This window comes from Micrococcus sp. PSi08 (assembly GCF_054960655.1).
The window spans coordinates 25,295-45,048 of record NZ_JBHNYP010000024.1 but is presented as its reverse complement, the minus strand read 5'-3'; the positions used below and the strand labels follow the sequence as shown (position 1 = coordinate 45,048).

Annotated in this window: 19 protein-coding genes and 1 tRNA gene; 10 read left to right on the top strand and 10 right to left on the bottom strand. The window is 73.1% G+C overall.

Annotation, left to right across the window (positions count from 1 at the left end):
- Positions 1-95 precede the first annotated feature (95 nt).
- From ACFI33_RS09310 to ACFI33_RS09295, 4 genes are all read right to left on the bottom strand, one after another.
- Complete coding sequence (locus ACFI33_RS09310; RefSeq protein WP_010079419.1) at positions 96-386, bottom strand: WXG100 family type VII secretion target; 291 nt, start codon at positions 384-386, stop codon at positions 96-98.
- 55 nt (positions 387-441) lie between these two features.
- On the bottom strand, positions 442-2,247 hold the full coding sequence (locus ACFI33_RS09305; protein WP_010079418.1) for a sensor histidine kinase: 1,806 nt from the start codon (positions 2,245-2,247) through the stop codon (positions 442-444).
- Between the two features lies 1 nt (position 2,248).
- Complete coding sequence (locus ACFI33_RS09300) at positions 2,249-2,959, bottom strand: response regulator transcription factor (protein WP_010079417.1); 711 nt, start codon at positions 2,957-2,959, stop codon at positions 2,249-2,251.
- A 78-nt stretch (positions 2,960-3,037) separates the two neighbouring features.
- Positions 3,038-3,289, bottom strand: a complete 252-nt coding sequence (locus ACFI33_RS09295; RefSeq protein ID WP_036337423.1) for a hypothetical protein — start codon at positions 3,287-3,289, stop codon at positions 3,038-3,040.
- A gap of 211 nt (positions 3,290-3,500) precedes the next feature.
- On the opposite strand from ACFI33_RS09295, the gene ACFI33_RS09290 reads away from it, so the two are divergent.
- Both ACFI33_RS09290 and ACFI33_RS09285 read left to right on the top strand, forming a co-directional pair.
- Entirely contained in the window at positions 3,501-3,884 is a 384-nt protein-coding gene (locus ACFI33_RS09290; protein WP_010079414.1) for a cold-shock protein, read from the top strand.
- A 3-nt stretch (positions 3,885-3,887) separates the two neighbouring features.
- Positions 3,888-4,385 carry a DUF3027 domain-containing protein gene (locus tag ACFI33_RS09285; RefSeq protein ID WP_036317992.1) on the top strand — a complete coding sequence of 166 codons (498 nt, stop codon included), beginning with the start codon at positions 3,888-3,890 and terminating at the stop codon, positions 4,383-4,385.
- Positions 4,386-4,391: 6 nt separating this feature from the next.
- Here ACFI33_RS09285 and serC read toward each other — a convergent pair whose 3' ends face one another.
- Positions 4,392-5,519, bottom strand: a complete 1,128-nt coding sequence (serC, locus tag ACFI33_RS09280) for a phosphoserine transaminase (protein ID WP_127445987.1) — start codon at positions 5,517-5,519, stop codon at positions 4,392-4,394.
- 128 nt (positions 5,520-5,647) lie between these two features.
- On the opposite strand from serC, the gene ACFI33_RS09275 reads away from it, so the two are divergent.
- The 3 genes from ACFI33_RS09275 to ACFI33_RS09265 all read left to right on the top strand — a co-directional run bounded on the left by ACFI33_RS09275 (position 5,648) and on the right by ACFI33_RS09265 (position 8,969).
- Positions 5,648-6,370, top strand: a complete 723-nt coding sequence (locus ACFI33_RS09275; RefSeq protein WP_036337415.1) for a metal-dependent transcriptional regulator — start codon at positions 5,648-5,650, stop codon at positions 6,368-6,370.
- Positions 6,371-6,529: 159 nt separating this feature from the next.
- A complete protein-coding gene (locus ACFI33_RS09270; protein WP_020628346.1) occupies positions 6,530-7,024 on the top strand; it encodes an HNH endonuclease in 495 nt (164 codons plus the stop codon).
- Positions 7,025-7,100: 76 nt separating this feature from the next.
- Complete coding sequence (locus ACFI33_RS09265; protein WP_174233301.1) at positions 7,101-8,969, top strand: ABC transporter ATP-binding protein; 1,869 nt, start codon at positions 7,101-7,103, stop codon at positions 8,967-8,969.
- Positions 8,970-8,995: 26 nt separating this feature from the next.
- On the opposite strand, the gene ACFI33_RS09260 is transcribed toward ACFI33_RS09265, so the two are convergent.
- The 3 genes from ACFI33_RS09260 to ACFI33_RS09250 form a co-directional block, all read right to left on the bottom strand.
- Positions 8,996-9,069 (bottom strand) — tRNA-Arg (locus ACFI33_RS09260).
- A gap of 43 nt (positions 9,070-9,112) precedes the next feature.
- Positions 9,113-9,763, bottom strand: coding sequence for a hypothetical protein (locus ACFI33_RS09255; protein WP_127445809.1), 651 nt, complete (start codon positions 9,761-9,763; stop codon positions 9,113-9,115).
- A gap of 195 nt (positions 9,764-9,958) precedes the next feature.
- Positions 9,959-11,146, bottom strand: coding sequence for an acyltransferase family protein (locus ACFI33_RS09250; RefSeq protein WP_080695847.1), 1,188 nt, complete (start codon positions 11,144-11,146; stop codon positions 9,959-9,961).
- A 260-nt stretch (positions 11,147-11,406) separates the two neighbouring features.
- Here ACFI33_RS09250 and pcrA point away from each other — a divergent pair, with 260 nt between their 5' ends.
- The 3 genes from pcrA to sucD all read left to right on the top strand — a co-directional run bounded on the left by pcrA (position 11,407) and on the right by sucD (position 16,270).
- Entirely contained in the window at positions 11,407-13,968 is a 2,562-nt protein-coding gene (pcrA, locus tag ACFI33_RS09245; protein ID WP_127445810.1) for a DNA helicase PcrA, read from the top strand.
- Positions 13,969-14,152: 184 nt separating this feature from the next.
- Positions 14,153-15,322 (top strand): ADP-forming succinate--CoA ligase subunit beta, encoded by a 1,170-nt coding sequence (gene sucC / locus ACFI33_RS09240; protein WP_101965708.1) that lies wholly within the window; start codon positions 14,153-14,155, stop codon positions 15,320-15,322.
- 27 nt (positions 15,323-15,349) lie between these two features.
- Positions 15,350-16,270, top strand: coding sequence for a succinate--CoA ligase subunit alpha (sucD, locus tag ACFI33_RS09235; protein WP_012750749.1), 921 nt, complete (start codon positions 15,350-15,352; stop codon positions 16,268-16,270).
- Between the two features lie 126 nt (positions 16,271-16,396).
- Here the strand turns inward: sucD and ACFI33_RS09230 are convergent, their stop codons facing one another.
- Entirely contained in the window at positions 16,397-17,527 is a 1,131-nt protein-coding gene (locus ACFI33_RS09230; RefSeq protein ID WP_127435455.1) for a VIT1/CCC1 transporter family protein, read from the bottom strand.
- 105 nt (positions 17,528-17,632) lie between these two features.
- Between ACFI33_RS09230 and ACFI33_RS09225 the strand changes: the two genes are divergently transcribed.
- On the top strand, positions 17,633-18,052 hold the full coding sequence (locus ACFI33_RS09225) for a YidH family protein (protein ID WP_036317007.1): 420 nt from the start codon (positions 17,633-17,635) through the stop codon (positions 18,050-18,052).
- A 4-nt stretch (positions 18,053-18,056) separates the two neighbouring features.
- A complete protein-coding gene (locus ACFI33_RS09220; RefSeq protein WP_036317009.1) occupies positions 18,057-18,380 on the top strand; it encodes a DUF202 domain-containing protein in 324 nt (107 codons plus the stop codon).
- A 73-nt stretch (positions 18,381-18,453) separates the two neighbouring features.
- Here ACFI33_RS09220 and ACFI33_RS09215 read toward each other — a convergent pair whose 3' ends face one another.
- A complete protein-coding gene (locus tag ACFI33_RS09215) occupies positions 18,454-19,647 on the bottom strand; it encodes an alcohol dehydrogenase catalytic domain-containing protein (RefSeq protein WP_462623965.1) in 1,194 nt (397 codons plus the stop codon).
- Positions 19,648-19,754 lie beyond the last annotated feature (107 nt).

The following is a 19,754-nucleotide window of genomic DNA, read 5'->3' as shown; positions in this document are numbered from 1 at the left end:
CCCCCCCCGCCACCACCCCCCCCCCCCCCCCCCCCCCCCCCCCCCCCCCCCCCCCCCCCCCCCCCCCCCCCCCCCCCCCGGTCCGTTCCGGGCGCTCAGAACCGGAACATCGCGGCGTTGGCGGTCTCCGCGTCCTGGTACTGGGTGGCGGCGGCGTCCATCGCGCGGCGGATGCCCGCCAGGGACTCCTCCACGCGCTGCTGGGTGGCGCGCCACTCGGTGAGCACGCCCTGGAAGTTCGCGGCCGCCTGGCCGCGCCAGGTGTCCTGCAGCTGGCGCAGGTTGGCCTCCATGGTGCTCACCTCCGCCTGGAGGCGTCCGATGGAGCCCTCCACCGCCCCGCTCTTGGCCCGCAGGTCCTCGACGTCGATCTGCACGATGCTCATGTGACTGTCCCCTCTGACGAGTGCTGATGGGCGGCGGGTGCCGCCGGGCACCACGCTAGGGACGGGCGTCCCGCTCCGCCGCCGGGTCGTCCTCGCCTGGGGACGGGGGGTCGGCCTGAGGCGCCTGTGCAGGAGCAGACGCCCGACGGCGGCGCTCGGCCGAGGCGCGACGGAACCGCTCCGCCGCACGCAGCAGGCGGCTGCTCCGGGCGGCGTCCGCGGCGCTGGCGCCGGCGCCCGACGGCGCGGCCAGGGCGAGGGGGCCGGTGGGCGGACCGGCCGCGTCGTCGTCGGTGTCCCGTGCGGGCAGGCGCTCGTCCTCGACGTCCTCGTCCGCCTCGTCCTCGAACGGTGCCCACGGCAGGTGGACGGAGAAGGTGGCGCCGCCGCCCTCGGTCTCCAGCAGCCGGACGGAGCCGCCGTGCTGGGCCACGATCGCCGCGACGATGGCCAGGCCGAGCCCCGTGCCGCCCGTCTCGCGGTGCCGGGAGGTGTCCGCGCGGTAGAACCGCTCGAAGATGCGGGCACGGTCCTCCTCGGACACGCCCGCCCCGTGGTCACGGATCTCGATCACGGAGCTGCGGCCCGCACCGTCCGCCCCCGCCTGGCCGCCGAGGTGGTCGACGGTGCCGACCGCGATCTCGATGGGGGTGCCGGCGGGGGTGTAGCGCAGGGCGTTGGTCATGAGGTTCACGACCACCTGGCGCATCCGGTTCTCGTCGCCGAGGATGGGCGCCGGGGCCGCCCGGTCGTCGTCGGGGCCCACGAGGGTGACCTTGCGGTCCGGGGCGTTCACGGACGCGTCCATCAGGGAGTCCATCGCGAGGATGAGCAGGTCCACCGGGGCGTGCTCGAGGGGGCGCTGCTCGTCGAGACGGGCCAGGGTGAGCAGGTCCTCCACGAGGCGGGTCATGCGGGTGGCCTCGGACTCGATGCGCTGCATGGCGGCGGCGACGTCCTCCTCCTCGCGCAGCCCGCCGTGCCGGTACAGCTCGGAGAACCCGCGGATGGTGACCAGGGGCGTGCGCAGCTCGTGGGAGGCGTCCTGCACGAAGCGGCGCATCTTGTCCTCGGAGATCTCCTTGTCCCGGAACGCGGACTCGATGTGCGCGAGCATGGCGTTGAGAGAGCGGGAGAGCCGGCCCACCTCGGTGTCGGGCGCCGCGCTCTCCACGCGCTGGCTCAGGTCGCCGGCGGCGATCTTGGCGGCGGTGCGCTCCACGCGGTTCAGGGTGCGGAACGCGCGCTGGACCGCCAGGTTGGCCACGATCACGGTGCCCGCCGTCGCGAGCAGGCCGATGGTCACGACGATCGAGGTGACGCGCTCGACGGAGGAGGTCACGCTCTGCAGGGGAAGGGCCACGGCCATGGTGCCGTCGCCGCTGCTGAGCCCGTACAGCTGCACGCGCCAGCCGCTCGAGTCCGGCTGTGTGCCGGGCACCTCGAAGGAGGCGGAGCCGCGCTCCAGGGCCTCGGCCGGGGTGATGTCCGGCAGGGCCGGCTCGTCCGCACCCGGCATCACCGGGGTCTGGACGACCCGCGCGCCCTCGTTGTCCCACACGACGCCGTAGAAGCGCAGGATGGGCAGCTGCGGCATGTAGTACTCGCCGGTCTGGGCGACGTTGGCCAGGTACATCGAGACGGTGTCCCGGTTGGCGGCCATGTCCTCGTCCAGCTGGCGCACCGCCTCCTGGCGGAACAGCACCGCGGTCGCCACGGCGGTGACGGCGACCAGGGCCAGCATGAGCGCCGCGATCATCACGACCAGCTTGGTGCGCAGGGACTGCCCCTGCCACGTGCCCCTCAGCCAGGCGCGCGGATGGCGGACGTGGGCCGCCGCGGCGTCGAGCCGCGCACGCACGTCAGCGCTTGTCCGCGGTGCGGAGCATGTAGCCGACGCCGCGCTTGGTGTGGATCATCTTCTCGTGGCCGCCGACGTCGATCTTGCGGCGCAGGTAGGAGATGTAGGACTCGACGATCGAGGCGTCCCCGTTGAAGTCGTACTCCCACACGTGGTCCAGGATCTGGGCCTTCGAGAGCACCCGGTTCGGGTTCATCATGAGGTAGCGCAGCAGCTTGAACTCGGTGGGGGAGAGCTCCACGACCTCGCCGCCGCGGCGGACCTCGTGCGCGTCGTCGTCGAGCTCGAGATCGTCCACGCGCAGCACCGCCGCGTCGTCGTCGTCGAGGGAGGCAGTGCGGCGCAGCACGGCGCGGATGCGGGCGACCACCTCGTCGAGGGAGAACGGCTTGGTCACGTAGTCGTCGCCGCCGACCGTCAGGCCGGTGATCTTGTCCTCGGTGCCGTCCCGCGCGGTGAGGAACACGACGGGGAAGTGACGGCCGGCGGAGCGCAGGCGGCGGGTCACGGTGAAGCCGTCCATGTCCGGGAGCATCACGTCCAGCACGGCCAGGTCCGGCTGGAACTCCTCGGCGGCGTCCAGGGCCTCCCGGCCGTTGGCCGCGGCCGTGACCTCGAAGCCGGCGTAGCGCAGGGATGTGGAGAGCAGCTCGCGGATGTTGGGCTCGTCGTCCACCACCAGGAGGCGTGCTTCGGGGTTCTGAGGCTGCATGGGGCCCAGTCAACCGCTCTGACCTGGGAACACCCTGAAAGGGTGCTGGATGCCGCGGGGCGTCGTCGGCCCGGCGACTCAGGGGCGCGAGCGTCGGACGGCGCCCAGCACCACGTGCAGCAGCATCAGGCCGAAGCCGACGGGCAGGCCGAACAGCGCGAGGGCGAACAGCGCCGGGGACGCCGGCCACGCCAGGAAGTACGCGGCCAGCAGGGCCACCAGGGCCAGGGCGGACACCGCCGTCACGGCCACGCCCAGCACCAGGACGACGCCACGACCGCCCCGGTGGTCGGTGGGCGCGGGGGCGGGGAGGGTGGAGGTCCGAGGCATGCCCGCCACTCTAGTCGGGCTATCCTGGGAGGTCATTGACGACCACGTCCTCCGCCGTCCCCTCCGGGCGCACGGCCAGGCTGGTCCCACCGATGCCGCGGCGCACCGCCACGCCGGTGCCGGACCCCGCCGACCCGAGACGAGAGCACGGCCGCCCCTGCGGCGCCGGCCCGACGCGGAGGACCCACATGACGAGGAGCAGGTGACGCACATGCCCACCGGACGCATCAAGTTCTACGACTCGACCAAGGGCTTCGGGTTCGCCCAGACGGACGAGGGCGAGGAGGTCCACGTGCCCGCCTCGGCCCTGCCGGCCGGGGTGACCGAGCTGCGCGGAGGCACCCGCGTGGAGTTCGGCGTGGCCGAGGGCCGCCGCGGCAAGCAGGCGCTCTCGCTGCGCGTGCTCGACGCCGCGCCCTCGGTGGTCCGCAACCACCGGCCGGGCGCCACCGAGATGGCCGTCCTCATGGAGGACCTCATCACGTGGCTGGACCAGGCCTCCAACGGCCTGCGCCGCGGCCGCTACCCCCAGCGCGCCCAGGCGCAGAAGATGGCGCAGGTGCTGCGCCGTGTCGCCGACGACCTGGAGGCCTGAGCCATGACCACCCACGAGGACGCCCCGCGCGTCGACCACCGGAGCCCCGACGCCGAGCCCGCCGAGGAGAGGACGGCCGTGCCGCCCGCGCGTCGCCGGGCCCCGCGCCGCGACGAGCTGCTCGCTGCCGCCGTGGACGCCGCCCGCGCCGGGCTGGCCGGGCTGGCCGCCCCGGACGAGGTGGGGGAGCACGTGGACGTGCTCGTGGACGACGACCGCCTCCTGACCCACCGCTTCGCATGCCACCTGCCCGGCTACGCGGGCTGGCTCTGGTACGTGACGATCGCCCGAGCCCCGCGTGCCAAGCAGGTCACCGTGTGCGAGACCGGTCTCATGGCGGGGGAGGGCTCGCTCGTGGCACCCCCGTGGGTGCCGTACGCCGAGCGCGTGAACGAGGAGGAGCGCGAGCGGCTGAAGGCCGTGGCCGAGGGCCGCGTGCCCGGCGCCCCGGCGCCCGAGGCCGAGGGGGACGGGACGCTCGGGGCCGCGGCCCTCGGCTGACCCGGCTCAGGCCAGGCGCTCGACCACGTGGTCGATGCAGCGCAGCAGTGCCGCGACGTCCTCGGGCTCGATCGCGGCGAAGGTCGCGATCCGCAGCTGGTTCCGGCCGAGCTTGCGATAGGGCTCCACGTCCACCACGCCGTTCGCGCGCAGGGCCTGGGCGACCGCCGCCGCGTCGACGTCGTCGGAGAAGTCGACGGTGCAGACCACGGCGGAGCGGTCCTCGGACCGGGCCACAAAGGGCGTGGCGAAGGACGACGCCTCGGCCCACGCGTACACGCGCGAGGAGGAGTCGGCGGTGCGGGCGGTCATCGCGTCCAGCCCGCCCTGACCGTTCATCCAGCGCAGCTGCGCGTCCAGCATGACGAGCGTGGCCAGCGCCGGCGTGTTGTAGGTCTGGTCCTTGAGGGAGTTCTCCACGGCCGTGGCCAGGTCGAGGAACGCCGGGATCCAGCGGCCGGACTCCTTGATCTCCGCGACCCGCGCCAGGGCCCGCGGGGAGAACAGCGCGAGCCACAGGCCGCCGTCGGACGCGAAGTTCTTCTGCGGCGCGAAGTAGTACACGTCCGCCTCGGACACGTCCACCGGCAGGCCGCCCGCGGCCGAGGTGGCGTCGACGACGACCAGCGCGTCCTCGTCGATGCCCGCGGGGCGGACGACGGGCGCCATCACGCCGGTGGAGGTCTCGTTGTGCGGCCACGCGTACACGTCGACCCCGGCCACGGCCTCCGGCTCGGGGCGGGTGCCCGGCTCGGAGGTGCGGATGTCCGACGGCGCCAGGAACGGCGCCTGGTCGGTGGCCTTGGCGAACTTCGAGCCGAACTCGCCGAAGCTCAGATGCTGGGCGCGCTCGCGGACCAGGCTGAAGGCGGCCGCGTCCCAGAACGCGGTGGAGCCGCCGACGCCGAGGATCACCTCGTAGCCCTCCGGCGCCGAGAACAGCTCGGCGACGCCGGACCGGACGCGCGCCACGAGGTCCTTGACCGGCTTCTGGCGGTGCGAGGTGCCGAGCAGCCCTGCCGCGTCCTGGAGCGCCCTCAGCTGCTCGGGGCGCACCTTGGACGGGCCGGCGCCGAAGCGGCCGTCGGCCGGCAGCAGGTCCTGGGGGATGGTGATCTCGGCGGGGGAGGTCATGCGTGCTCCTGACGCTTCGGGGTCGCGGGTCGTGCCCATTCTCCCGCGCCCGGGACCACCGGCCGTCCACGTGACTCACGCCTCGCTAGGATGTCCGGGACGAAGAGCCCGAGGGAAGAGGACGCGCCATGACGGATCTGATCGACACCACCGAGATGTACCTGCGCACGATCCTCGAGCTCGAGGAGGAGGGCATCCCCCCGCTGCGCGCCCGCATCGTCGAGCGACTGGAGCACTCCGGACCCACCGTCTCCCAGACCGTGGCCCGCATGGAGCGGGACGGGCTGGTGCACGTGGGCACGGACCGTCGGCTGGAGCTGACCGTGGCGGGCCGCGAGCGGGCCGTGTCCGTGCTGCGCAAGCACCGCTTGGCCGAGCGCCTGCTCGCGGACGTGATCGGCCTCGAGTGGGAGCTCGTCCACGAGGAGGCCTGCCGCTGGGAGCACGTGATGAGCGACCAGGTGGAGCGCCGCCTGCTCACGTTGCTGGAGAACCCCACCGAGACCCCCTATGGCACCCCGATCCCGCCCCGGCCCGAGCAGGCCTCCGCCGAGGACTGGAGCCGCGAGATGGGCCTGGCGGGCACCCGGCTCTCCGAGGAGGCCGCCACCGCCGGCCGGTTCCGCGTCCGCGGGCTGGCCGAGGGCGTGCAGACCGACCCCGAGCTGCTGGCTCAGCTGGCCGGCGCCGGCGTCACCCCGGGCCGCGTGGTGCGTGCCCAGGCCGCCCGCGACGCCGGGTACATCCGAGTCGAGGGCGAGGCGGAGGACGGCGCGGCCGCGGACGGCGGGGCCCTCGAGCTCGCCGAGGCCACGGCCGCGCACGTGTGGGTCGAGCGTCTCGACGGCTGAGACGCGGTGCGCCGCCGTCGTGCGTGACGGGGGCGTGATGGCCCGGTGACGGGCCGGTGAACCTCTTCCGCCGCCGCAGGCGACACGTGGCGCGCCGATGCACCCGCGTCTAGCGTGGAGACACGACGCCCCTGTGTCCCCACGCTTCCGAGGCCCCCGATGCGCACACTCGTCCTCAACGCCGGCTACGAACCCCTCTCGGTCGTCTCCGACCGCCGGGCGCTGCTGCTCGTGGCCACCGGCAAGGCGAGCGTGCTCGAGGACGCCGGTGACCCGATGCGCAGCCCCACCCGCGCGTGGGGCCGGCCCCTCGTGATCCTGCTGCACCAGTACATCCGGGTGCCCCACACGGATGCGGCCCCGGTCTCCCGCAAGGGCGTGCTGCGCCGGGACGGACACCGCTGCGCCTACTGCGGCGCCCACGCCACCACCGTGGACCACGTGCGGCCGCGCTCGCGGGGCGGCGAGAACTCGTGGGAGAACCTCGTGGCCTGCTGCCTGCGCTGCAACGGGGCGAAGGCGGACCGCTCGCTCGAGGCCCTGGGCTGGCGGCTGCGGGTGGAGCCGGTGCGCCCGCGCGGGGCCCAGTGGCGGATCCGCGAGCTGGAGCGGCCCGCCGAGGCGTGGCGGGACTACCTGCGCCTGGCGGCCTGACGCCGGAAGCGGAATCGCGCCCGCTCGTGCCCGGCGGTTCCTAGACTCTCGAACGGTCGAGAGAGCGGAGGGGCCCATGAGCATGGAGTCGGCGGCACGGATGTCCATGATGCGGATGACCCACGGGCAGTCCGACGCCCAGCAGAGCCTCGCCCGCGGCACGGTGCGCCGGACCATCGCGTTCGCGGGCCGGTACCGCACCCGCCTGATCGTGTTCGTCGCGGCGTCCATCGTGGGCGCGGTGCTCGGCGTGGCCTCGCCGGTGCTGGCCGGCGACGTCGTCAACGCGATCACCGGTGGCGCGGACCGCGGGCTCGTGGTGCGGCTGGCCCTGCTGATCGCCCTCGTGGCGGTGCTCGACGCGGCGCTGTCCGTGTTCACCAAGTGGCTCTCCGCCGGGCTGGGGGAACAGGTCATCTACGACCTGCGCACCGCCGTGTTCGACCACGTGCAGCGCATGCCGGTGGCGTTCTTCCAGCGCACCCGCACCGGCGCGCTCGTCTCGCGCCTGAACAACGACGTGATCGGGGCGCAGTCGGCGATCTCGCGGACGCTCTCCGGCGTCGTCGCGAACGTGGTGTCCGTCGCGCTGACCCTGGGCGTGATGGTGGCCACCAGCTGGCAGGTCACCGTCCTGTCCCTCGTGATGCTGCCGCTGTTCCTGCTGCCGGCCCGGGCGGTCGGCTCGAAGCTGGCGGGCCTGTCCCGCGAACGGGCCGGGCACAACGCGGCCATGGGCGACCAGATGACCGAGCGGTTCTCCGCTCCCGGCGCCACGCTCATCAAGCTCTTCGGCCGCCCCGCCGCCGAGTCCGCCGAGTTCGCCCGCCGTGCGGACCGCGTGCGCGCCACCGGCGTGGACATCTCCGTGCGCCAGGCCGTCTTCACCACGCTGCTCACCCTGGTCTCCGCGCTCGCGCTCGCGGCCGTGTACGGCGTGGGCGGGCTCCAGGCGATCGCGGGCACCCTCGACGCCGGCGACGTCGTCACCCTCGCCCTGCTGCTGACCCGCCTGTATGCGCCCCTGACCGCGCTGGCGAACGCCCGCGTGGAGATCATGAGCGCGCTCGTGAGCTTCGAGCGCGTGTTCGAGGTCCTGGACCTGGAGCCCCTCATCACGGAGCCCGCGCGGCCCGCAACCCTGCCGGAGGGGCCCCTGTCCGTGCGGCTGCGGGACGTGCGCTTCGCCTACCCCACCGCGGAGCAGGTGTCCCTGGCCTCCCTCGAGGAGGTCGCCGTGCTGGATACGCGCGGCGGCGAGGAGGTGCTGCACGGGATCGACGTGGCCGTGCCCGCCGGGGCCACCGTGGCCCTCGTGGGCTCCTCGGGTGCGGGCAAGTCCACCATCGCCTCGCTCGTCACCCGCCTGCACGACGTCACCTCCGGCGCCGTCGAGATCGGCGGCGTGGACGTGCGGGACCTCGCGTTCGCGGACCTGCAGCGGGCTGTGGGCATGGTGACCCAGGACGGCCACCTCTTCCACGAGACCGTGCGCGCCAACCTGACGCTGGCCCGCCCCGATGCGACGGACGAACAGCTGTGGGACGCCATCGAGCGGGCGCGCCTGCGCTCCGTCGTCGAGGCGCTGCCGGACGGGCTGGACACCGTGGTCGGCGAGCGCGGCTACCGCCTCTCCGGCGGTGAGCGGCAGCGCATGACGATCGCGCGGCTGCTGCTGGCGGCCCCGCGCGTCGTGGTGCTGGACGAGGCGACGGCGGCGCTGGACTCCACCAACGAGCGCGCCATCCAGGAGGCGCTGGGGGAGGCCCTGGCCGGGCGGACCGCGATCGTGATCGCCCACCGGCTCTCCACCGTCCGCAGTGCGGACGAGATCCTCGTGGTCGAGGCCGGGCGGATCGTGGAGCGCGGCACGCACACCGCGCTGCTCGCGGCGGACGGACGGTACGTGGAGCTCTACACCACGCAATTCGCCGACGCGGAGTGAGGCGGCGGCCGGATCGGCCGCCCGGGTGCCCCAGGCCGGAATCGAACCGACGGCCTACCCTTTAGGAGAGGGTCGCTCTATCCAACTGAGCTACTGGGGCGTGGACCGCGCGTCGGTCCGGTGATCGAGTCTAGCCGAGCCCCTCAGGCCTCCCGCGCGGCGGGACCACGACGACGGCGCCGCCCGGCCCACAGCATCACGGCCACCGCCAGCGCGAGCAGCGCGAGCAGGACCCAGCGGGTCAGCGTCAGGGCGGCGGCCAGGCCGGCGCCCGGGCCGCCGGCGGCGATGGCCTGCTCGATCGCGATGTTCTCGCAGATGTCCACGACCGCGAACAGGACCCCCAGCCCGAAGACGACCCACTTGGCCCCGGCGGGACGCAGGCGCCACGCGCCGACCGCGGTGACCGTCAGCGCCACGGCGATCGGGAAGATCACGCCGGCCGTCTTGTGCACCCAGTTCAGCTGGCCGCGGGCGTCCTCGTCCATGACCGCGGAGAGCGCGCGGATGTGGTCCTGCCCGTAGAACAGCAGGGAGTCCGGCATCGCCAGGCCGCCGCTGAGCTGGGTCATCTGCTGCAGCACCAGCAGATGGAGGTACGCGCCCACGAGCAGGGTGGTCACGATCAGCGCGCTCACCGGGATCGCCGGGCTGCCCTCGCGCTCAGCGGCCGTGGCGAGGTCCTCACGGACGTGGACGTCCCGCAGCGCGGGACGGGAGCGCGGGGACTCGGCGACCGGGCGCGCGGCGGGCCGCGACGGGCGCGGACGGGACTTGCGGGACTTCTGGGACACGGGGCACCTCCGCGGTCCATCCTCCCAGACCGGCCGAGCCGGCCCGGCCCCGGTCAGGCTCCGCTTCGTCCAGCCCACTTTCGAACGTGAGATCGGGGTCATGGGGACTTTCGAACGCGAGACAGGCCCTCCGTCACGTTCGAAAGTGCGGGGGTGGCGGGGATGCCGGGGTGGCGGGGTCGGGGCCGGGGCTGCTCAGTCCGCGTGGCGAGGCCGCGGGCGGGGGGCCCGGACCCGGGCGGGTGCGCCGGCCGCCGGCTCGGCGGCCGGGGTCGGCCCCGCGGCGGGCTGCGGCGGGGACGCCGGCTCGACGACCGGCAGGGGCGCCGTCGTCGAGGCGGGCTCGGCGGTCTGTGCCGGCACGGCGTCCGCCGCTCCCGGGACCGTGGCCCGGGTGCGAGGACGCGCCCGGACGCGTCCCGCCGTCGGGAATTCGAAGAGCCAGCGAACCCGTCGGTAGCCGAGCGCGAGGGCGAGCGGGACGAGGAACGTGAACGACGCGATGGCCACGTAGAAGTCGACCGGGCGGACCGCGGCGAGGTCGCGGAAGGCCGCCACCGCCAGGATCAGCACCGGCATGTGGGCGACGTAGAGGACCATCGAGCGGCGGCCGCAGAACTCGAGGAACGGCAGACGGGGCAGGCGCGGGCCGAGCCACAGCACCACGAGGATCCCCGGCAGCGCGGCGAACACGGACCAGGGCTGGCGCTCCGCCACCACGAGCGCGCCGGTGCGCGTGGCCGTCACGGTGAGCACCATGAGGATCACCGCGATCACACCCAGGGCGGCGGGCGCCGTGCGGATCCGGGGGAGCAGTCGCGCGGACGCGGCACCGAGGAAGAAGTACACGCCCCAGTACAGGGGACGCACCCAGTCGCGGGGGCCGCTGACGAACTCGAGGAGCAGCACGAAGAGGACGGCCGCGACCACCAGCGCCGGGACGCGACGGATCACCGGGCCGATGAGGTAGCAGAGCATGAGCACCCACAGGAACCACAGGTGCCACGCGCCGCCGCGCCAGAACTCGACGGACAGCAGGGATCCGGGCTTGCCCGTGGCCAGCGCCAGGACGACCATCCAGACGAGGAACGGCCACAGGATCCGCTCCGCCTTGCCGCGGTAGTACGTGCCCAGCGGCTTGGACACCGAGCGGGGCAGCAGGACGCCGGACAGGAACACGAGCATCGGCATCCGCCACGACTGGAACACCTGCACCACGTTCGCGAACGCCACGGAGCTGAAGGTCGCGTCGAGCCCCTGCGGCATCGTGTAGGTGTGGGTGAACATCACCAGCAGCACGGCGAATCCGCGCATGGCGTCCATCCAGGTCATCCGGCTGGGGGCGGACCCGTGGGACACGGGCGGGGTCGGCGTCGTGGACATGGCGGCTCCGGGGTGGCGTGGCAGGGCGGGGAAGGGGGCTCCGCCGCCACATCGCGCGGAACGCCCAGAAGACCATAGCGGGCCGGTCGATTCCCGCCCACTTTCGAACGTGAAATCGGGGTCATGGGGACTTTCGAACGCGAGATAGGCCCCCCATCACGTTCGAAAGTGCGGGTGGGGTGGGGCGGGGCGGCGCGGTGGGGGATGGCGACGACGGCGCCCCCTGTCGCGTCCGGAGCCCCGCCTAGACTGGGTCCGCCATGGCTGACCTCTTCTCCGCGCTCGGACGCACGCCCCTGAACCTCGACCGGACCCGCCGCCCCGCGGACCCGGAGACCGCCCTGCCCGGGCTCGTGCCCCCGGCCGTCACGCGCGCGGCCGCGGACCCCGAGGCCTGGGGCGAGGACGCCCGCCCGGCCGCTCCGGCGCACACTCCCGAGTCGCTCGTGGCGGGGCTCAACCCGCAGCAGGCCGCCGCGGTGACCCACACGGGGGCGCCCCTGTTGATCGTGGCGGGCGCCGGCTCGGGCAAGACCCGGGTGCTGACCCACCGCATCGCGTGGCTGCTCGCCACCGGACGGGCGCGGCCGCATGAGATCCTCGCCATCACCTTCACGAACAAGGCCGCCGCGGAGATGCGCGAGCGCGTGGCCGGGCTGATCGGTCCCACCGCCCAGCGGATGTGGATCTCCACGTTCCACTCCTCCGCCGTGCGGCTGCTGCGCAACGAGGCCGCCAACATCGGGCTGAAGTCCACGTTTACCATCTACGACTCGGCGGACAGCCTGCGCCTGGTCACCACCGTCGCCAAGCAGCACGAGCTGGACCCGAAGCGCTTCGCGCCCAAGGCCCTGCTGAACCGCATCAGCTCCCTGAAGAACGAGCTCGTGGAGGCGGACGACTACGCCGCCACCGTGGCCGAGGGGGACCCGTGGGGCCGCGCCGTCGCCGCCGTCTACCGGGACTACACGGCCCGCCTGCGCCAGGCCAACGCCCTGGACTTCGACGACCTGATCGGCATGACGGTCCACATGTTCGAGGCGTTCCCGCGCGTGCTGGACAACTACCGCCGCCGGTTCCGCCACGTCCTCGTGGACGAGTACCAGGACACCAACCACGCCCAGTACCGCCTGATCCGGCTCCTCTCCGGCCCGGCGGGTGACCCCGAGGGCGTGGAGACCCCCGGCGGCGAGCTGACCGTCGTCGGCGACTCGGACCAGTCCATCTACGCGTTCCGCGGCGCGGACATCCGCAACATCGTCGAGTTCGAGCAGGACTTCACGGACGCCGCCACCATCAAGCTCGAGCAGAACTACCGCTCCACACAGACCATCCTGGACGCCGCCAACGCGGTGATCGAGCGCAACCCGGACCGCCGTCCCAAGCGCCTGTGGACGGCCGAGGGGGAGGGCCCGGCGATCGTCGGCTACGCCGCGGAGAACGAGTCCGCCGAGGCGGAGTGGATCGCCACCACCATCGACCGGCTGCAGGACGAGGACGGGATCCGCCCGGCCGACGTCGCCGTGTTCTACCGGACCAACGCGCAGTCCCGTGCGCTCGAGGAGCGGCTGGTGACGCGCGGCATCCCGTACCGCGTCATCGGCGGCACGCGCTTCTACGACCGCAAGGAGATCAAGGACGCGCTCGCCTACCTGCGGGTGATCGTCAACCCCGACGACGACGTCAACGTGCGCCGCATCCTCAACGAGCCCAAGCGGGGCATCGGGGACCGGGCCGAGGGCGCCGTCGCCGCGTGGGCCGAGCGGAACCGCTCTACGTTCTCCGCGGCCCTGCGCGACGCCGAGAACGCTCCCGGCATGGCCGCCCGCTCGCTCAAGGCCGTCCGCGGCTTCGTGCAGATGATGGACGACCTCGGCCAGGTCGCCGAGTCCGCCGGCCCGGCCACCGTCCTGGAGGCCGTCCTCGAGCAGTCCGGGATGCTGGCCGCCCTCCGCGAGTCCGAGGACCTGCAGGACGAGTCCCGCGCGGACAACCTCGGCGAGCTCGTCGCCGTCGTCCGCTCCTTCGAGACGACGCATCCGGACGGCACCCTGTCCGACTTCCTCGAGCAGGTGGCGCTCGTGGCGGACGCTGACCAGCTGCCTACGGCCCCGGACGTGGAGGGCGAGGCGCTCGCGGAGCAGCAGGGCCAGGTCACGCTCATGACGCTGCACACCGCCAAGGGCCTCGAGTTCCCCGTGGTGTTCCTGACGGGCATGGAGCACGGGGTGTTCCCGCATGCCCGCTCGATGACGGACGAGAAGGAGCTCGCGGAGGAGCGTCGCCTGGCGTACGTGGGCCTGACGCGCGCCCGCCGTCGCCTGTTCCTGACGCGCGCCGAGGCACGCTCGCTGTGGGGCCAGCACCAGTTCAACCCGCCCAGCCAGTTCCTCGGGGAGATCCCGGAGGCGCTCATCGACTGGGAGCGGGAGGGCACCACCCGCTCGGCCGGGTCGTTGAGCCTGACCGGCGCCGGCACCTCGCGCTACGCGGGGCGGTTCGGTGGCGGGCGGCCGGCCTGGCGGTCCCGGGACGACGACGGCGCGCGACCCCAGCGCCTCACCCGCGGGGACGAGCCGGCGGACCTCACGGTGCCCTCCGGTGTGGTGCGCGGGAAGGCCCCGAGCCGGGTGCAGCCGCAGAAGGAGATCGCGGCGCTCAACCCGGGCGACCGCGTCTCCCACGCGACCTTCGGCGAGGGGCGCGTGGACGCCGTCGCGGGCGCGGGGGACAAGACCGTCGCGACCGTCACCTTCGACGCCACCGGGGCACAGAAGCGGCTGCTGCTGCGCTACGCGCCGCTGACGAAGGTCGAGGGCTGACGGGACCGGCCCGCCGACCCCCCGGTCGCCCCGGGGCGTGGACTACAGTGAGCCGTGGAACGCCGCCGTCCGCCGCCCCGCCGTGCCCCCGCGCCCGGCCCGGCCACGGAGGGGGCGTCGACGTCGGCCGCGCCCGCGGGCGAGGCCGGCAGACCCTGTCTTCGACCAAGAAGGACACACCACCGTGGACCTGTATGAGTACCAGGCGCGCGATCTGTTCGAGGCGCACGGCGTCCCCGTGCTGGCCGGCATCGTTGCGCAGACCCCGGACGAGGCCAAGGCGGCCGCGGAGAAGATCGGCGGCGTCACCGTCGTCAAGGCGCAGGTGAAGGTCGGCGGCCGCGGCAAGGCCGGCGGCGTGAAGGTCGCCAAGACGGCCGACGAGGCCTACGAGCACGCCAAGGCCATCCTGGGGATGGACATCAAGGGCCACACCGTGCACCAGGTCATGATCGCCCAGGGCGCCGACATCGCCGAGGAGTACTACTTCTCCGTGCTGCTGGACCGCGCCAACCGCACCTACCTGGCCATGTGCTCGGTCGAGGGCGGCATGGAGATCGAGCAGCTCGCCGAGGAGCGCCCCGAGGCCCTCGCCAAGGTGCCCGTCTCCCCGCTGACCGGCATCGACGCCGAGACCGCCCAGAAGATCGTCACCGAGGCGGGCTTCCCCGAGGAGCTGCGCGCCGACGTCGCCGAGGTCATCCAGAAGCTCTGGGAGGTCTTCGAGAAGGAGGACGCCACCCTCGTCGAGGTGAACCCGCTGGTGAAGACCGGCGACGGCACGATCCTCGCCCTGGACGGCAAGGTCTCCCTCGACGACAACGCGGCGTTCCGCCACGAGGGCCACGCCGCCCTCGTCGACGAGCGCACCGAGGACCCGCTGGAGGCCAAGGCCAAGGCCAACGGCCTCAACTACGTGAAGCTGGACGGCCAGGTCGGCGTGATCGGCAACGGCGCCGGCCTCGTGATGTCCACCCTCGACGTCGTCGCGTACGCCGGCGAGCAGCACGGCGGCGTGAAGCCGGCCAACTTCCTGGACATCGGCGGCGGCGCCAACGCCGAGGTCATGGCCAACGGCCTCGACGTCATCCTGGGCGACGAGCAGGTCAAGTCCGTGTTCGTGAACGTCTTCGGCGGCATCACCGCGTGCGACCAGGTCGCGAACGGCATCGTCAAGGCCCTCGAGATCCTGGGTGACACCGCCACCAAGCCGCTGGTCGTGCGCCTGGACGGCAATGCCGTGGAGGAGGGCCGCCGCATCCTGCAGGAGGCGAACCACCCGCTCGTCACCCTGGCCGCCACCATGGACGAGGGCGCCGACAAGGCCGCCGAGCTCGCCCACTCCGCGAACTGACCGTTCGGAAAGACTGAGGAAACAGCTATGTCGATCTACCTGAACAAGGACTCCAAGGTCATCGTCCAGGGCATCACCGGCGGTGAGGGCACCAAGCACACCCGCCTCATGCTCAAGGCCGGCACGAACATCGTGGGCGGCGTGAACGCCCGCAAGGCCGGCACCACCGTGTCCCACGAGGACAAGGACGGCAACGCCGTCGAGCTGCCCGTCTTCGGCACCGTCAAGGAGGCCATGGAGAAGACCGGTGCGGACGTGTCCGTGGCCTTCGTGCCGCCGGCCTTCGCCAAGGACGCCGCCATCGAGGCCATCGAGGCCGAGATCCCGCTGCTCGTGGTCATCACCGAGGGCATCCCGGTGCAGGACACCGCCAAGTTCTTCGCCCTGTCCCAGTCCAAGACCGGCGAGGACGGCAAGCCGAAGACCCGCATCATCGGCCCGAACTGCCCCGGCGTCATCACCCCGGGCGAGGCCCTGGCGGGCATCACCCCGGCCACCATCACCGGCTCCGGCCCCATCGGCCTCGTGTCCAAGTCCGGCACGCTGACCTACCAGATGATGTACGAGCTGCGTGACTTCGGCTTCTCCACCGCCATCGGCATCGGCGGCGACCCGATCATCGGCACCACCCACATCGACGCCCTCGAGGCGTTCGAGGCCGACCCGGACACCCAGGCCATCGTGATGATCGGTGAGATCGGTGGCGACGCCGAGGAGCGTGCGGCCGAGTTCATCAAGGCCAACGTCACCAAGCCGGTCGTCGGCTACGTGGCCGGCTTCACCGCCCCGGAGGGCAAGACCATGGGCCACGCCGGCGCCATCGTCTCCGGCTCCGCCGGCACCGCGCAGGCCAAGAAGGAGGCCCTCGAGGCTGCGGGCGTGAAGGTCGGCAAGACCCCGTCCGAGACCGCCCAGCTCATGCGGGAGATCCTGCAGGCCCAGGCCTGATCCCGCGGTGCGGGGCGCCGATGCCGGCGCTCCGCACCGGCAGGCGGATGCACCACGGCCCCTGTCCCTCGTCGTGAGGGGCAGGGGCCGTGTGCCGTGCGGGGCAGAGCAGGCGGCGGACGTCGCTCAGCCCACGTTCGCCCCGAACAGCAGGCCGAGCACGTACGTCACGGCGGCGGCGCCGTAGCCGATCGCGAGCTGACGCAGGCCCCGCGCCAGGGGCGAGGAGCCGGACAGCAGCCCGACCACACCGCCGGTGAAGAGCAGGGCCGCGCCCACCATCGCCGCAGCCAGGCCCAGGGCCCACGGCCCGGACATGCCGAAGATGTACGGCAGGATCGGGATGAGCGCGCCGGAGGCGAAGAACGCGAAGCTGGACAGGGAGGCGCTCCACGCCGAGCCGATCTCCGCGAAGGAGTTCGAGTGGTCCACGGGTCCCTGGGAGCCGTCGGGACGGGCGGAGAACCGCGGGTTGCAGTCGCACGTGAGATAGCCGAGGCGCTCGAGCGCGCGGTGCTCGGCGTCCTCGGGCGTCATGCCGCGGGCCAGGTAGACGAGCTTGAGCTCGTTGTGGTCCAGGTCCAGGTGCTGGGCCGCCTCGAGGGTGATCTGGGTGGGGGAGGATGCCTCGAGCAGCTCCCGCTGGGACCGCACCGAGACGTACTCGCCGGCCGCCATGGACAGCGCGCCCGCCAGCAGGCCGGCCACGCCCGTGAACAGCACGACGGACGGCGCCACGCCCGTCGCGCCGATGCCCATCACGAGCGCCAGGTTGGAGACCAGCCCGTCGTTCATGCCGAAGACGGCGGCACGGAAGTTGCCTGCCAGCTGCTCGCGACCCCGGGCGGCGAGGCCGCGCACGACCTCCTCGTGGATGGCCTCGTCCGCCACCATGCCCTCGGGGGCGTCCTGGTCCTCCGCGTAGGGAGTGTCCGACTCGGCGCGCTGGGCCAGGGCCAGCACGAACACGGAGCCGAAGATCCGTGCGAGCCAGCGCAGCAGGACGCGACGGAAGGAGGGGCGTGGGGGGTTCTCGGCGTGCTTGCCCAGGAGAATCCGCCAGTGCTGCTCATGGCGGCGCTCGGCCTCGGCGAGGCCGAGCAGGATGTCGCGCTCCACACCGTCCTTGCGGGCGGCGATGTCGCGGTAGATCTGGCCCTCGGCGATCTCGTCGGCGAGGTAGCGGCGCCAGCGTCGGACCTGCTCGCGGGTCGGCTCGGGGCGTGCTGCAGGAGTGGCGGTGTGGGCGGGGCTCATGGGGCTCCATCGGATGGTCGGGCGGGGACGGGCGCCGCCGCCGCGGACCACGGCGGCCGGGCGCGCGCCCGACCCGCCAGTCTACGCCGTCGCTACCATGGCCGCATGGACGCAGCAGAGACCCCCGACGGCCCCGAGGCCGCCGCCCACGACGGCGGCCGGCCGGCCTGGCAGCACCGCCTCCTGGCGGGCGGGGTGGAGCCGGACCCCCGGTTCACGCTCGCCAATGAGCGCACGTTCCTGGCCTGGGTCCGGACGGCGCTGGCGCTGCTGGCCGGCGGGGTCGCGGTGGAGGCGTTCACCGGCGCCCTCTTCGCGCCGCCGGTCCGGGTGGTGCTGAGCACGGTGCTGCTCGTCCTGGCGGCGCTGCTCGCCCTGGGCGCGGGTGTGCGCTGGCTCCGGGTAGAGCGGGCGATGCGCCGCGGCCGTCCGCTGCCGCTGCCGCTGATCGTCCCGGTCCTGGCGGGGGGCGTCGTGCTGGCCGTCGTGGTGCTGATGCTCGCCGTCGTCCTGCCGCGGGGCTGAGGCGATGCGTCTGCATCACGACCCGGGGCTGCAGCCCGAGCGCACCGTGATGAGCTGGGGCCGCACGGTTCTGGCGCTGGGCGTCCTCAGCCTCACGTTCCTGAGGTGGTGGCCGGCCGTCGGCGCGTGGGCGTTCGGGCCTGCGGTGGTGGCGGCCGTCGGCGGGGCGGCGGTGCTGGCCACGCAGCGCCGGCGTTACGTGGCGCAGGCGGACGGGATCGCGCGGGAGCAGGCCCGGCCGGCCCTGGCGTCGGTGGCCTGCATGGTCGCGCTGGTGGTAGGCCTGGCGGCCCTCGGGATCACCGCCACGCTGCTGCACGCGGCATGATCCGCAGGCACGACGGCGCCCTCACCTGCGCGGGCAGGTGAGGGGCGCCGTCGTGCCTGCAGAGGCGGACCGCTCAGCGGGCGATCATGCCGTGGGGGTCGATGACGAACTTGTCCACGGAGCCCTGGTCGAACTCCGCGTAGGCCTGGGGTGCCTCATCCAGGCTGATCACGCGCGGGTTGACCATCTCCGTCAGGTACGGCATCCGGTCCCACAGGATCGACATCATCAGCTGGCGGTTGTAGCGCATGATGGGCGCCTGCCCGCCGATGATGTGGGGCGACTTGATCCAGGCCTTGCCGAAGTCCACCGGGAAGGTGCCCTCCTGCTCGGCCTTCGTCTCCGCGATCGGGTCCGGCCCGTAGATGCCGATGATGCCCGTGGCACCGCCCGGACGGGTGATGTCCAGGACCTGGTTCACGGCGGCGATCGGCTGCATCTCATCGGACTCGGAGCCCAGGCCGTGGGCCTCGGAGCCGACGTAGTCCACCGCGCAGTCCACCATCGGCTCGCCGAGGATGTCGTTCACGGCGTCCTGCAGGTTCTCCGTGACGGAGAGGTCGATGGTCTCGCAGCCGTGCTTGCGCACCAGCTCCAGCCGCGAGGCGTCCTGGTCGCCCACGATGATGCACGAGGCGCCCAGCAGCCGAGCGGCGGCCGCGGCGCACCGGCCCACAGGGCCGGCGCCGGCGATGTAGACGGTGGAGCCGGGCTTGGCGCCGGCCGACATGAGACCGTGGAACGCCGTGGGCAGGATGTCCGAGAGCACGGCCAGATCCAGGATCTTCTCCATCGCCTGCTCCTGGTCCGGGAAGCGCAGCAGCTGGAAGTCGGCGTACGGCACGAACAGGTACTCGGCCTGTCCGCCCTGGAAGTCGCCCAGATTGAAGCCGTAGGCGGCACACGCCTGCTCCGGGTTGGCGGTCTCACAGACCTCGGTGCGGCCGGCGCGGCAGTTGCGGCATCGGCCGCAGGCCACGTTGAACGGCACCGAGACGAGGTCGCCCTCCTGCAGGAACTGGACGTCGCTGCCGACCTCCAGCACCTGGCCGGTCATCTCGTGACCCAGCACCATGCCCTCGGGCACGGGGAAGGAGCCGCGGTAGATGTGCAGGTCGCTGCCGCAGATGTTGGTGGCGACGATCTTGAGGATGACGCCGTGCGGGGCGGCGGAGCCGTTGGGCATCTCCAGCTTGGGGAAGTCCAGTTCGTCGACGCGCACGTCCTTGATGCCGTGGAAGGCCACGGCGCGGTTCTTGGTGGTCATGGGAACTGCTGCCTTTCTGTCTCTATCGAGGCCCTGGCAGGGCGGGAGACGGGACGAACCCGAGGGGGAGTCCCGGTCCCGAGCTATACGGAAACACTAGGGGCCGG